12 protein-coding genes, 1 pseudogene and 1 other annotated feature are annotated in these 12,025 nt (G+C 71.4%); of the genes and pseudogenes, 2 read left to right on the forward strand and 11 right to left on the reverse strand.

The window, feature by feature from the left end:
• Positions 1-24 precede the first annotated feature (24 nt).
• The gene (locus ACFVUY_RS27330; protein WP_387734194.1) at positions 25-804 is read left to right on the forward strand and encodes a phosphopantetheine-binding protein; all 780 of its coding nucleotides are present in this window, start codon (positions 25-27) and stop codon (positions 802-804) included.
• On the opposite strand, the gene ACFVUY_RS27335 is transcribed toward ACFVUY_RS27330, so the two are convergent.
• The 6 genes from ACFVUY_RS27335 to ACFVUY_RS27360 all read right to left on the reverse strand — a co-directional run bounded on the left by ACFVUY_RS27335 (position 759) and on the right by ACFVUY_RS27360 (position 6,440).
• A complete protein-coding gene (locus ACFVUY_RS27335; protein ID WP_387734197.1) occupies positions 759-1,130 on the reverse strand; it encodes a tyrosine-type recombinase/integrase in 372 nt (123 codons plus the stop codon). The two genes, ACFVUY_RS27330 and ACFVUY_RS27335, sit on opposite strands and share 46 nt — an antisense overlap.
• Before the next feature lie 163 nt (positions 1,131-1,293).
• Entirely contained in the window at positions 1,294-2,178 is an 885-nt protein-coding gene (locus tag ACFVUY_RS27340; RefSeq protein WP_387734200.1) for a MurR/RpiR family transcriptional regulator, read from the reverse strand.
• Positions 2,179-2,482: 304 nt separating this feature from the next.
• On the reverse strand, positions 2,483-3,748 hold the full coding sequence (locus ACFVUY_RS27345; RefSeq protein WP_387734202.1) for a M20 family metallopeptidase: 1,266 nt from the start codon (positions 3,746-3,748) through the stop codon (positions 2,483-2,485).
• Positions 3,745-4,509 carry an amino acid ABC transporter ATP-binding protein gene (locus ACFVUY_RS27350; RefSeq protein ID WP_387734204.1) on the reverse strand — a complete coding sequence of 255 codons (765 nt, stop codon included), beginning with the start codon at positions 4,507-4,509 and terminating at the stop codon, positions 3,745-3,747. Before ACFVUY_RS27350 ends, ACFVUY_RS27345 begins: the two co-directional genes overlap by 4 nt.
• 4 nt (positions 4,510-4,513) lie before the next feature.
• Complete coding sequence (locus ACFVUY_RS27355; protein WP_387734206.1) at positions 4,514-5,476, reverse strand: amino acid ABC transporter permease; 963 nt, start codon at positions 5,474-5,476, stop codon at positions 4,514-4,516.
• A gap of 1 nt (position 5,477) precedes the next feature.
• Complete coding sequence (locus ACFVUY_RS27360; RefSeq protein WP_387734209.1) at positions 5,478-6,440, reverse strand: ABC transporter substrate-binding protein; 963 nt, start codon at positions 6,438-6,440, stop codon at positions 5,478-5,480.
• Positions 6,441-6,842: 402 nt separating this feature from the next.
• Here ACFVUY_RS27360 and ACFVUY_RS27365 point away from each other — a divergent pair.
• A pseudogene (locus ACFVUY_RS27365) lies at positions 6,843-7,979 on the forward strand (condensation domain-containing protein).
• A 100-nt stretch (positions 7,980-8,079) separates the two neighbouring features.
• Here ACFVUY_RS27365 and ACFVUY_RS27370 read toward each other — a convergent pair.
• The 5 genes from ACFVUY_RS27370 to ACFVUY_RS27390 all read right to left on the reverse strand — a co-directional run bounded on the left by ACFVUY_RS27370 (position 8,080) and on the right by ACFVUY_RS27390 (position 11,927).
• On the reverse strand, positions 8,080-8,898 hold the full coding sequence (locus ACFVUY_RS27370) for a nucleoside-diphosphate kinase (protein WP_387734211.1): 819 nt from the start codon (positions 8,896-8,898) through the stop codon (positions 8,080-8,082).
• 29 nt (positions 8,899-8,927) lie between these two features.
• Positions 8,928-10,121: a hypothetical protein gene (locus tag ACFVUY_RS27375; protein ID WP_387734214.1), complete on the reverse strand. Its 1,194-nt coding sequence runs from the start codon at positions 10,119-10,121 to the stop codon at positions 8,928-8,930.
• Complete coding sequence (locus ACFVUY_RS27380) at positions 10,118-10,399, reverse strand: IS3 family transposase (protein WP_387734216.1); 282 nt, start codon at positions 10,397-10,399, stop codon at positions 10,118-10,120. Before ACFVUY_RS27380 ends, ACFVUY_RS27375 begins: the two co-directional genes overlap by 4 nt.
• Before the next feature lie 63 nt (positions 10,400-10,462).
• Positions 10,463-10,577: a sequence feature (AL1L pseudoknot), on the reverse strand.
• On the reverse strand, positions 10,534-10,728 hold the full coding sequence (locus ACFVUY_RS27385) for a hypothetical protein (protein ID WP_387734219.1): 195 nt from the start codon (positions 10,726-10,728) through the stop codon (positions 10,534-10,536). (Overlaps the previous feature by 44 nt.)
• Before the next feature lie 785 nt (positions 10,729-11,513).
• A complete protein-coding gene (locus ACFVUY_RS27390; RefSeq protein ID WP_387734221.1) occupies positions 11,514-11,927 on the reverse strand; it encodes a DUF1761 domain-containing protein in 414 nt (137 codons plus the stop codon).
• Positions 11,928-12,025 lie beyond the last annotated feature (98 nt).

Raw genomic sequence — 12,025 nt, forward strand, 5'->3', positions numbered from 1 at the left:
TACCTGCTGCCCCAGCGCTGGACGATGCTGGAGGAGTTGCCGATCAGCGCCAACGGCAAGCTGGACCGCCGGCGCCTGCCCGCGCCGCAGGAGCGCTCAGCCGCGGCGGACCGGCCGCTCGGCCCGGTGGAGGAGGCCGTCCACGCGCTCTGGTGCGAGGTGCTGGAACTCCCCGAGGTCGGGGCCACCCGCTCGTTCTTCGACCTCGGGGGCCACTCGCTGATCGCCGTCCGGCTGCTCAACGAGGTCCGGGAGCGGCTGGAGCTCCAGCTGCCGCTGGCCACCTTCTTCCGGACGCCGACCATCCGCGGCCTGGCGCGGGGAGCCACCCCGGTCGGCCGGGCCGTCCACGGTTCCGGACCGGACCCGGCAACGGCCTTCGAGCCGACGGCAGTTGAGGCATTGAGGGTCGAGGCGGCACCGGTCCCCGAGCAGGCGGCGGTGGAAACGGCACCGGCCACCTCCGCGCAACGACGGCTGTGGCGCCGCCACCGGGAACACGGCGTGCCGGCCGTGCACAACATGTGCCTGCGGGTCGACCTGACCGGACGGCCGATGGGGGTCAAGGGGTCGCAGGTTCAAATCCTGTCGTCCCGACAGGAATGTCGGAGCCCCGCTGACTGGACGGAAGTCCAGGCCAGCGGGGCTTTTGCCGTTTCTGCGGCAGGCTCAGCGAACGAGCCGCAGGTGGCGACCGGGGGAGTCCGGCGGGGCCACTTCGGGACCAGGGGCCCTGCGGGGGCCGCTCAGATGCGCACTCAGCGCCTCGCCTGCCAGCTCGATTGCGCGCCTATCCGGGTGTAGTGGTGGCGCTGGGTCGTTGTCAGCGATCCGTGCCCCGCGATCTTCCGCAGGACGTGCAAGGGCACGCCGGCGTCCGCCATCCACGTCAGCCCGGTGCGGCGGAGGTCGTGGCGGCGCAAGTGTTCGTACCCCAGCTCCACCACCACCTCGTCCCAGTGGGTCGCGTCCCGCAGGACCGCGGTCGTGATCCGGCCGTTCCTGGGCCCGCTGAACAGCCGGGCCATCGGGTCGGGACCGATCACGTCGAGCCGCCGGGCGACCAGATCCCGGATCTCCGGGATCAGCGGCACCGTCCGCCGGCGCTTGCCCTTGGTGCCCTTGCCCACCAGGCCGCCGGGCGCGATGGTGGTCTGCCGGTACAGGTCTCGACGTGGCGGACGGCGCGGCGCTTGCCGGCTTTGCGCGCGACATCGTCGCCCCGCTCCTCGCGGGCCGACGGCGGCCTGACGGCGGGCCGAGCGGGACGGCAGCGGCTCGCCCGACGAGCCGTCAGGTGAGCCCGAGGCGGCGGGAGGTCTCCTCCCCCTCCTGCAGGCGGCCGTGGGCCTTGTCCCCGAGCTCGGCGATGATTCCGGCGATCACGGTCTCCACCACGGCGACGGTGGGCGTGAGGCTGTCGTAGGGCGAGGGGGCGCCGACCTGGCTGGAGAGCACCACCTCGGCCTGGGTGCTGACGGGCGACAGCCAGGTGTCCGTGAAGAGTATGACCCGCCCGCCGGCCTCGCGGACCAGCTCGGCGATGGTCACCTTGTCGTCCTCGTACCGGCGGTAGTCGAAGACGACGAGCACGTCCCGCCGACCGAGGGAGGACAGCAGCGCGGCGCGTTCGACGGGCCGGTCCGGCAGCACCCGCACTTCGTCGCGCAGCTGCATCAGGTGCAGGGCGAGGTAGTGGGCGCACAGGTGGCTGAAGCGGCCTCCGACGAGGGTGAGCCGGCGCTTGGGGTCGGTCAGCAGCTGCACCGCCCGCTCCAGGTCGTGGGGTGTGACCTCGGCCAGGGTGCGGCCGACGGCTGCGGTGAAGACCTCCCGGCTGTGGGCGAGCAGGCCCGCCGGTCCGGTCCGGTCGGTGGTGCCGTCCTCGGCGCGGCTGCCGTAGCCGCCCGCGGTGTAGAGGGTGATCGGGGACGCCTGGCGCTCGTCCAGTTCGGCGCGCAGGGCGGCCTGGAAGTCGGGGAAGCCGCGGTAGCCGAGCCGGTTGACGAAGCGGATGACCGTGGGTGCGCTGACTTCGGCGCGTTCGGCCAGGGTGGCGACGGTCTCGAATCCGGCGGACGGCCAGTGGGCGAGCAGGACCCGGCCGACCTTGCGCTCGGCGGGGCTGCATTCGCCGAGTCGCTGGCGAATGTCCTCGGCGAGGGTGACGGGGGTCATGGCGGGGTCCTTTTCCGGTCTGCAGCTCGGTACGGTCGGGCTCGGAGTGGTCGGGCTCGGAGCGGTCCGGCTGGGAGGGGCGGGCAGGGGACGGGTCGCATCGTACGGAAACGGGACCGGTGTGGGCGGACGGGCGCGGCGGCGATCACTGCAGCCTAGTGCCCTGTCCGCCGACCCGTGCCGTGGCGCGACGCCCTGGGCTTCGATGCGCGCCGGGATGCGCGTGCCCTCCCGGGCCGTAGCGGGCCGGGGAGGGCGAGCAGCCGCTGCGGGGGTGTGAGCGGGCTGAGGTGGCGTGCCTCGGTCACGTCCGCCGCAGGCGGATCACAAGTGCGGCGAGCAGGGCGATCCGGCCGGGCACGCTGTCCACGTCGAGCCACTCCTCGGGTGAGTGGTCGGCGCCGCCGACGGGGCCCAGGCCGTCCAGGGTGGGGACGCCCAGGCCGGAGATGAGGTTGGCGTCGCCGACGCCGCCCGTGGAGGCGCCGTCGATCTCGATGCCGAGGCCGGCGGCGACCTCTTGGGCGGTGGCCAGTACGGCCTGCGCTGCCGGGGTGTTCTCCATCGGCGGGCAGAAGTCGAGTTGGTCGACGCGGGCGGTGGTGCCCGCTACGGCGGTCCGGGCGGCGGTCTCACGGACCGCGCCGAGCGCGGTGTGCAGGCCCGCGACAGTGGTGGCGCGGACTTCGACGAGCAGCTCGGCCTGCGGGCAGACGATGTTGATCCGGCTGCCTGCCCGGACGATGCCGACGTTGAGGGTGACGCCGGGCCAGCGGCCGTTGAGGCCCTGCAGGGCGATCACGAGGTGCGCCGCGGCGAGGGCGGCGTTGGCGCCGCGTTCCGGTTCGATTCCGGCGTGCGCGGCCCGGCCGGTGACCGTGACCCGCACGTCGGCGAAGCCCTTGCGTTCGACGACCAGATCACCGTTCTCACGGGCGCACTCCAGGGCGAGGGCGAAGTCGGCGCCAGCCGCGATCCGCTCGGTCTCCGCCCTGCTCGCCGGGGATCCGATCTCCTCGTCCGGGGTGGCCAGCACGACCAGTTCGGCGAAGTCGGTGAAGCCGTGCCGGACCAGCAGGTCGGCGGCGACGACGCCGGCGAGCAGGCCGCCCTTGTCGTCGCTCACGCCGGGACCGTGGGCGCGCGCGCCCACGGTACGGAAGGGACGCTCGGCGGCGGCGCCGTCCTCGAAGACGGTGTCCATGTGTCCGGCGAGGACGATCCGCGCCCCGCCGTCGGAGGCGGGCAGCGTCCCGGCGAGCCGCCCGACGAGGAGGTCGCCGCAGGCGCGGCCGTCGGTCGGCGCGAGGATGATGCGTTCGGTGGTGAACCCGATGTCGGTGAGGCGTCGGTCCAGCCAGTCGGCGACCCGGTTCACGCCCTCGGGGCTGTAGGAGCCGGAGTCGACGGCCACGAGCTCGGCGAGGTCGGCGAGGTAGCGGGGCAGCTCGCCCTCGGCAGCGGCCAGGAGCATGCTTGCGGCACCGTCAGCGGCGCGGTCGGCGGTGCCCTCGGCGCGGTCGGCAGCGCGGTCGGCGACGGCGGGCTCCTGGCCCGCGGCGGCGCTCACAGGACCTTGGACAGGAACGCCTTGGTGCGCTCCTGCTCCGGGTCGACCAGCACGGTGCGCGGATCGCCCGCCTCGATGACGACACCGTTGTCCATGAAGACCGCGGTGTCGCCGACCTCACGGGCGAAGCCGATCTCGTGGGTGACGACGACCATGGTCATCCCGTCGGCGGCCAGGTCGCGCATGACGTCGAGGACGTCGCCGACCAGTTCGGGGTCGAGGGCCGAGGTGGGCTCGTCGAAGAGCATGAGCTTGGGCTTCATGGCGAGCGCGCGGGCGATGGCGACGCGCTGCTGCTGGCCGCCGGACAGCTGGGCCGGGTAGTGGTCGCCCCGGTCGCCGAGGCCCACCCGGTCGAGCAGCCGCTGTGCGTCCGCCCGGGCGTCGGTCCGGTTGACCCCGGCGACCCGGACGGGCGCCTCGGTGATGTTCTCCAGGGCGGTCAGGTGCGGGAAGAGGTTGAACCGTTGGAAGACCATGCCGATCTCGCGGCGGCGCTCGGCGACCTCCGTCTCGCGGAGCTCGTGCAGCCGGTTGCCGGACTGGCGGTAGCCGACCAGGTCGCCGTCGACGGTGAGGCGTCCGCCGTCGACCTTCTCCAGGTGGTTGATGCAACGCAGGAAGGTCGACTTGCCGGAGCCGGAGGGCCCGAGGAGGCAGCAGACCTGGCCGCGTTCGACGGTGAGGTCGATGCCCTTGAGGACTTCGAGCCTGCCGTAGTGCTTGCGCACGCCCTCGGCGTGCACCATGGGCTGGGCCATGGGTTCAGCCCTTCCGGTCGCGGGTGATCGGGAGCAGGCCGCCGGCGCCGACGAACAGGCGGCGCAGCGGGGACGCCTGGGCGTCGCGGGCGGTGCCGCGGCCGTACCGGCGCTCGAGCCAGGTCTGCGGGACCGACAGGACGGTGGTCAGCGCGAGGTACCAGAGGGCGGCGACCACGAGCATCGGGATGACCTGGTAGTTCTGGGCGTAGACGTCCTGGATGTTGGACATCAGGTCGTGGGCGGCGATCACCGAGACGTAGGCGGTGGTCTTGAGCATGTTGATGGTCTCGTTGCCCATCGGGGGGACGATGACCTTCATGGCCTGCGGCAGGACGATGCGGCGCATCGCCAGGGCGGGCTTCATGCCGAGGGAGTGGGCGGCCTCGGTCTGTCCGGGGTCGACGGACTGGATGCCGGCGCGGACGATCTCGGCGGCGTAGGCGGCCTCGTTGAGGCCGAGGGCGAGCAGCGCCGCGATCGACGGCGTGAGCAGGCTGTTAGTGTCGAACTGCACGAAGGTGATCGTCGTGAACGGGATGCCGATCATGACGTGCTTGTAGAGGGCGGCCGCGTACGCCCAGAAGATGATCTGGACGAGCAGCGGGGTTCCGCGGAACAGCCAGACGAACAGCGAGGACAGGCCGTACAGCACCGGATTGGCCGACAGGCGCATGACGGCGACGAGGGTGCCGAGCGCGAGGCCGACGGCCATGGCGGCCACGGTCAACCACAGGGTGGTGACCAGTCCGTCGAAGATGAGGTCGGCGAACAGGTAGTGGCCGACGACGTCCCAGTGCAGGTTGGGGTTCTTGGCGAGCGAGCCGATCAGGCCGACCAGGGAGAGCAGTGCGAGGAGGGCGGCGATCCAGCGCCCCCAGTGCCGTACCGGGACTGCTGTCAGCTCGCCGACCGGCACCGGGGCGTCCGTGCGGATGTCGGACGCGGGACGGGAGAGGGCGGTCATGTCAGTCCACTGCTCCGTTCCTGGTGGCCTGCTTCACGGCGAGGGACTCGGCACCGTACTTGCCGAAGATCTTGGCCACGGTGCCGTCGTCGATGAGCTGCTGGAGCGCCTTCTGGACGGCGTCGGTCAGCTGGGTCAGGTTCTTGGAGATCGCGATGCCATTCGGGGAGGCGTTGTAGCCGGCGAGTGCGGCTGGGTCGTCGACGACCTCGAAGGCGGTGCCGCCGTCGGCGTTCTTGGCGGTCCAGCCGGCGGCCGGCTTGGTCAGGACGTCAGCGACGGCCTTGCCGGAGCGCAGGGCGAGCTGGGCGTCGGAGTCCTTCGGGAAGGTCAGCAACTGCACGGGGTTCTTGCCGGCGGTCCGGCAGACGTCCTGGTGCTTCTCGAGGAGCTTCTGCTGGTTGGCGCCGCTCTGCACGGCGACCGGGTGGCCGCACAGGTCGTCGAGGGTCGCGATTTTCTGCGGGTTGCCCTTGGAGACCATGATGCCGGTGCCGGAAGCGGAGTAGTCGACGAGGTCGACGATCTGCTCGCGTTCCTTGCTGTCGGTGATGGCAGTCATCGCCGCGTCGTACTTGCCGGCCTGGACGGCGGGCACGATGCCGTCGAACTTCTGGGCCTGGAAGTCGAAGACCACTCCGAGCTTCGCGCCGATCGCCTGGCCGAGGTCGTAGTCGAGGCCCGTCATCTCCTTGCTGCCCTCGGCGACGTACATCTCGAACGGCGGGTAGGGGATGTCGGTGGCGACGCGGACCTTTCCCGCCTTCTTGATCGCGTCGGGGAGCGCGTCGTGGAGGGCGGCGTCACGGGTGATCGGCACGCCGGCCACGGTGACGGGGCCGCCGGCGGCGGGGGCGGCCCCGTCGCCGGCGGTGCCGCTGCTGCCGCACGCGGCGAGCGAAAGCGTGCCGCATAGCGCGAGGGAGGACAGGAGAGCTGCTCTGCGGGAGACGGGCCGGTTCACGTCGCAACCTTTCGGAACAAGTGGCGGCGCCCGTGGGGGTCGCGCCGCATGGCGAGGACGTTACATCCATGACCTATTGATCGCTAGATGTAACAACAGATACAATGTGATAACGGTGACAGAGTGAGACTTTGTGCCAGGCTGGGCGTTACAAACCCAGAATTCTTTGGTCAGTCCGTAACGTCTGATTCAGGCGCTGGTGGCGCGCCGCCGCTCACGCGCCGAACGTGATCTGCCGCGCCAGGTCGTTCAGGCAGGGGTGGCTGGCACGAGGCCCGAGGGGGCTGATCGGCGCTGCCATGGCGAGCGAGGCAGCTCGCCCTCCAGCGCTCTCTCGCTCGCCGCCTCTCACGTGCTTCTCACGGACTGGGTGTCATGGGGTGACATCGGGCGCTGGCCGCGCTGCGGACCCGTCTCGTCGAGCACCCGGACGGACTTCGGCAGGAGGTGCTGCCGCCGTTCGCGGTGGAACTGCCGGTCGACGAGGTGCCAGTGGTCGAGGCGGCGGACGCCGAGGCGGCGCTGCGGGGCTGGTGCGAACGGCTGGCCGGCGAGCCGTTCGACCTGGCGCAGGCCCCGTTGTTCCGGCTCCGGCTGGCCCGGAGCGGTGCCGAGCGCTGGACGCTCTTCCTGGCGGTCCACCACGTCATCGGTGACGGTTGGTCTCTGCGGGTGCTCTGACAGGAGGTCTCGGACCGCTACCGCGCCCGGGTGGCCGGCGAGCCCGGCCCGGTGGGCACGCCCGCCGCGCAGTTCCCCCACCACGCCCGGCGGGAGGCCCAGGCGGTGGGCGGACCCGAGTGGCGCGAGCTGGAGCGGTTCTGGCGCACCGAGCTGGCCGGCGCCCCGCTGGCGCCCCGGCTGCCGTACGACCGTCCGCGCCCCGAGCGGCTGTCCGGGCGCGGCGCGGTGCACCGGTTCGCCCTGGGCGCCGAGGAGACCGGGCGGCTGCGCGATCTGGCCGCGGCCACCGATACCACGCTGACGGCGGTGCTCGCCGCGGCCGGTGCCCGCTGGCTCTGCGAGCTGTGCGACGAACCGGAGGCGGTGCTGGCAGTCTCCAGCGCCAAGCGCCCGCTGCCGGAGCACGAGCGGCTGATCGGCTACCTGGGCGAGGCCGTCCCGGTACGGATCGCCGCCGGCCCGGCACGGGAGTTCACCGACGTGGTCCGGCACGCCGGCGAGCGACTGTACGCGGCTCTGGAACACGAGGCGCTGCCGCTCGCCGAGACGTACGCGCTGGCGGCGCCGGGGCGGTCGGCGCTGCGCACCCCGCCGGTGATGTTCACGGTGGTCACCGGTGAGGCGACCGAGCCGCGGCTGACCGGGCTGACCGCACGGCTCACCCCGGTGTTGGTCCCCGGCGCGGCGCGGACCGAGCTCTACCTGGTGCTCGTGCCGGGCGAGCGGGAACTGGAGGTGGCGATCGAGTACTCCAGTGACCTGTTCGACCCGGCCGCGGTGGCCGGCTTCGCCGAGCGGCTGGCCGGGCTGCTGGGCACGGTGACCACCGACCCGGCGCCGGCCCAGCGGGGCTGACCCGAACGCACAAAGGCCCGAACGCGAGGCTGGAGCCGCCCTCGGTGACGAGGGCGGCTCCAGCCTTACTCCGCTCTTCTCTTCCCGGCGCGGGCCGGGGTCAGCCGACGCCGACCGGCCGCAGCGCCGGCGGCTCGACCCGCACGGTCATGCCGAGGCCGGCCAGTTCCCGCGCCAGCCCCGCCACCTCCGGCTCTCCGCCGGCGAACACCGCGGCCCCGCCGTCCAGGTCGACCTTGAGCACCGCCTCCAGCGCGAGCTCGGCCGACCAGCCCGGATGCGCCTGGAGGAGCGCCGAGACCGCGTAGTCCAGGGAGTTCCGGTCGTCGGAGACCAGCCAGGTGCTCCACTGCTCCGGCGCCACCGGGTATCCGCGCAGCCCGGCCCAGCCCCGGTCCCGGACGCCGGCCCACACCGCACGGCCCAGCTGCTCCAGATCGGCCCCCGCCAGCCTGCCGGAGATGCCCGGCACCAGCTCCACGGCCGGGGCGGGCGGGGTGTCGCCGACCGCCCGGGACCACCTGGCCGGGACGCCCAGCTCCGTCTCCAGCCAGGCCAGCTGGCGCGCCGCCTCGGCCGAATCGGCCGCGGCGTGCAGGCAGTTGGCCAGGTTGCCGACCGCGAACTCGGACCGAATCGCCCGCCGAACCGCCTTCCCGTCGGCCAGCGCCCGCTCACCGGACAGCACCATGAAGCGCACCGGCCCACTGGTCAGGTAGCTGAGCAGCAGGACCCGGGTGAGCGGGTAGCACGCCTCGTCGAACGAGGGGAACAGCACGCGGGCCTGATCGCGGGTCAGAGTGACGTCGTGGACGCACCAACCGGTCAGCCCGGCCGCCGCGATCTCCGATTCCACTGCGGCGAGCACTTCGGGCCGGCCCATCGCGTCGGGCTTGACCATCAGCAGGGTGTACGTCATCGGCGAGTTTCTCCTCGAAGTCGACGGGGTCACACCGGCACCGCCGTCCCCGCTGCGGCGGGGACGGCGGTGGCCCGGTCGAGCAGCCGGCGGGCCGCGGAGACGGCCTCGTCGACATCGGTCACGTCGGCGAGCACCCGCCCGCCGCGCTCGATCAGCCGCACCCGGCCCCGGGACGGCTCCAGCCGGGCGGCGGCCCCGACGTAGTCGGCGAACCGGTGCCGCAACGCGACCGGCCGGTTTTGCCGGTCGTCCAGTGCGGTGCGGACGCCGTCTGCACCAAGCCGGGTATACAACGCCTCGGCGGCGGCCACGGACTCGCTGTCCGTGGGTACCACCACCAAGTCGAACGGGCGCAGGTGGGCGGGCAGGGCGAAGCCCAGCGCGTCGCGGTGCCGGTCGAACACGGCGTACAGCACCCGATTGGTGCACAGCGCATAGGTGGTGACCGCCGCCCCGTTCAGGGTGTTGGCGGCAGTCCGGTAGTTCACCACCGGAGGCATGTCGGCCGCGTAGTGGTAGCCGACTGCCAGACTCAGGGCCTTGGAACGCCCGGTGAGCGACTCGGCGTCGTCCACCGTGGTGCTGCCCTCGGCGCACGCGTAGAACTGCTCGATGTGCACCGGGTCCTGCTTCCAGCGGTCGAACACCGCCACCCCGAAATCGGCCAGCGCGTCACTCACGACCCCGGCCAGCGCGGCCAGACTGCGGCCGACCTGCCCGGGGCCGCGCTCCAGCGTCAGACCGCCGAACACCCGGAACTGATGGCAGCGCAGGATCGACCTGGTGTTCCGCATCTGCCGAAAGATGTCCGTCAAGTAGCTGACCCGAACCGGTAGTTCACGATGCGAGAGGACGGTCGAGCCGAGCGCTCCGGTCAGCAGCATCTCCGGACTGGTCAACAGGTGGTACCCGTCCAGCATGTCGGACAGGAACAGCACCTTGCTGTGGAACTGCTCGCCGACCGGCTCACCGGCGGTCAGGTCCGCGTCCTTCATGATCGAGGGTAGCTGGACCCGGGAGAACCCGGCCCGGTTCGCCGCCGCGATCAGTTCGGTCTCGATCCGGCTCAGCACCTCGATGCCGATCGGCGTGTACGTGGGGATGCCGGGATAGCCATTGTGGGCCAGCAGGCCACGGCTGACCAGCTGCGAGGTGCGCTGATGCGCGAAACCGGGCGGGGCTTCGAGACCGGCCTTGTACAGCTGCGTGGAGAATTTCACCGGACTCCCCTGGTCTCTGAGTTTGCGAACTGGATTCGGTCGGCAACCCGCGCTGCCATCCGGTCGTGGGCGTAGGCCGGCCGGTCGGGCCTGTCGGGACCGTCCGCTTCGGCCCGCAGGCCCGGCGCCCCGCTGGCCCCGGCGAGTCCGGCCTGCCGCATCAGGCGCTCGACGGTGCAGCGCGCGATGTCGATTCCCTGGCCGCGCAGTTGATCCCAGACCCGGCGGGCCCCGAAGGTGCCTTCGCTCTGCTCGTAGACCCGCAGGATCTGCACCATCAGCTCACCGTCACGCCGAGCCCGGGCGGACGCCGGACGGGAACGGGCCGCGTAATAGGTCGACGGGGGGACTTGCAGGATGCGGCAAATCCGCTCGACCCCGTGCGACTCCTTGTGTAACTCGATGAATCGGATCAGCGTCCGCATCGCGGGTCGAGCTCCCGCGTGAAGAAATGCGAGGCCGCGCGGAGAATCTCGTTCTCGTGCTGCAGCTCGCGGATCCGGCGCTGCATCGCGGCCATATCGCCGCTGTCCTGATCCCTCGCCAGTTGGCTGGCTGAGTGATTCAATTTCGTGCGGTTCACCAACTGCTCCCTGGGGTTGGTCATGTGGGATCGGTCACCAGAAGTCGGCTGACGGGCAGGACGACTCCGCGCGCCCCTCGGCGGACGGCACGAGGTCCCGCGGGCACAGCGCAACTGCTCGGCCCGGCGCAGGCGACGGGCCTTGGCGAATCGGCGCGGGAGTGACGCCCACTGCGATCAGCGCGACGGCCACCGAGCCGGGTTCGGCGACCGCCGACGTGGTCCCGGCGGCCACCGCACCCACGGGCACTCCCAACACCACCGCCGTAGTCACGGTGACGAGCAACGTCCGAACGAGTTCAGCACGCGTGCCGGTCCCACTGCTCCGGTCGTCTCCTGCGGGCGCTGCCGCCTCGTAGGACCTCTTGCGTGACAACGAGACTGCCAGCGCGGGTAGGTGCCGTCCACGAACGGAAGGGTGCATCAAGCTGCACCGCACCAACATCCACGCGCCACCGCCGGGCTCGATGTGACTGCCGCGGCCCGGCCCTGACCTGGTCCTAGTCGCCGAGTCCATCTCGTGATGTGGCATGCACTCCCGACGAGACACCTTTCAGCGGGCGGTGTACTCAGCGGCCACGTCGAGGATCCACGTAACACCGAACTGGTCGGTCAGCATCCCGAAGGCCGGTGCCCACTGCGGGGCCGGAAGTCCTCGACAACAGTCGCGCCCACGGACAGCTTCTTCCACAGCTCGCCGGCTTCATCCGCTCTCTCCGCGGGAGGACATGAAGAACGGTTCGCGGGTGAGCGTCGGGCAGTTCCCGAGGCGGTGTCCGAGTCGGCCGTCGCCGATCTCCTCCGTACTGTCAGAAGGCCAGCAGGATGGCGCTGACGATCAGACTGCCGATGAGGTTGTAGCTGCCGGAGATCGCCGCGTAGAACAGCGGTCGGGGGAAGTTTGGGTTGATGGCGATGTTGACGGTGTTGGCGGTGAGGTAGCCGAAGCCGACGATGAAACCGAACAGCATCGCGTTGCCCAGGGTGTCGATTTTTAGCGCAGCCATCAGGACCGCGCTGGTGAGTGTGATGACCAGAGCAGTCAGCGCCGGTCCGGCGAAGAACAGCGGCGATCCTTCCGGCTTGGCCTGAGGATCACGGCCCAGCGACCGGTTGTACGCCCTGGGGAACACCACTGCGAACCAGACACCGCCGAACAGGGTAAACGCAAGGAATCCGATCAGGATCCCGACCCAATTCAGGTCGCCAAGAACATCGAACATACCGCTGACTCCATACATGAGGGGGCGAGAGGGCCCCTGGGAAGGAGGGCCCAGCACCGGCGAAATCCCTGCCCGTTCATGGGCCGGCCGGTTCGAGA

This window comes from Kitasatospora sp. NPDC058063, from assembly GCF_042885395.1.
Taxonomy (GTDB): domain Bacteria; phylum Actinomycetota; class Actinomycetes; order Streptomycetales; family Streptomycetaceae; genus Kitasatospora; species Kitasatospora lactacystinica.

Bases quoted from the DNA above. Each gene is read 5' to 3' on its own strand.
- ACFVUY_RS27350 (WP_387734204.1), bottom strand. From the start codon at position 4,509: ATGGCCCAGCCCATGGTGCACGCCGAGGGCGTGCGCAAGCACTACGGC.
- ACFVUY_RS27385 (WP_387734219.1), bottom strand. From the start codon at position 10,728: ATGACCAACCCCAGGGAGCAGTTGGTGAACCGCACGAAATTGAATCAC.
- ACFVUY_RS27380 (WP_387734216.1), bottom strand. From the start codon at position 10,399: ATGGTGCAGATCCTGCGGGTCTACGAGCAGAGCGAAGGCACCTTCGGG.
- ACFVUY_RS27330 (WP_387734194.1), top strand. From the start codon at position 25: ATGCTGGAGGAGTTGCCGATCAGCGCCAACGGCAAGCTGGACCGCCGG.
- ACFVUY_RS27390 (WP_387734221.1), bottom strand. From the start codon at position 11,927: ATGTTCGATGTTCTTGGCGACCTGAATTGGGTCGGGATCCTGATCGGA.
- ACFVUY_RS27340 (WP_387734200.1), bottom strand. From the start codon at position 2,178: ATGACCCCCGTCACCCTCGCCGAGGACATTCGCCAGCGACTCGGCGAA.
- ACFVUY_RS27370 (WP_387734211.1), bottom strand. From the start codon at position 8,898: ATGACGTACACCCTGCTGATGGTCAAGCCCGACGCGATGGGCCGGCCC.
- ACFVUY_RS27355 (WP_387734206.1), bottom strand. From the start codon at position 5,476: ATGACCGCCCTCTCCCGTCCCGCGTCCGACATCCGCACGGACGCCCCG.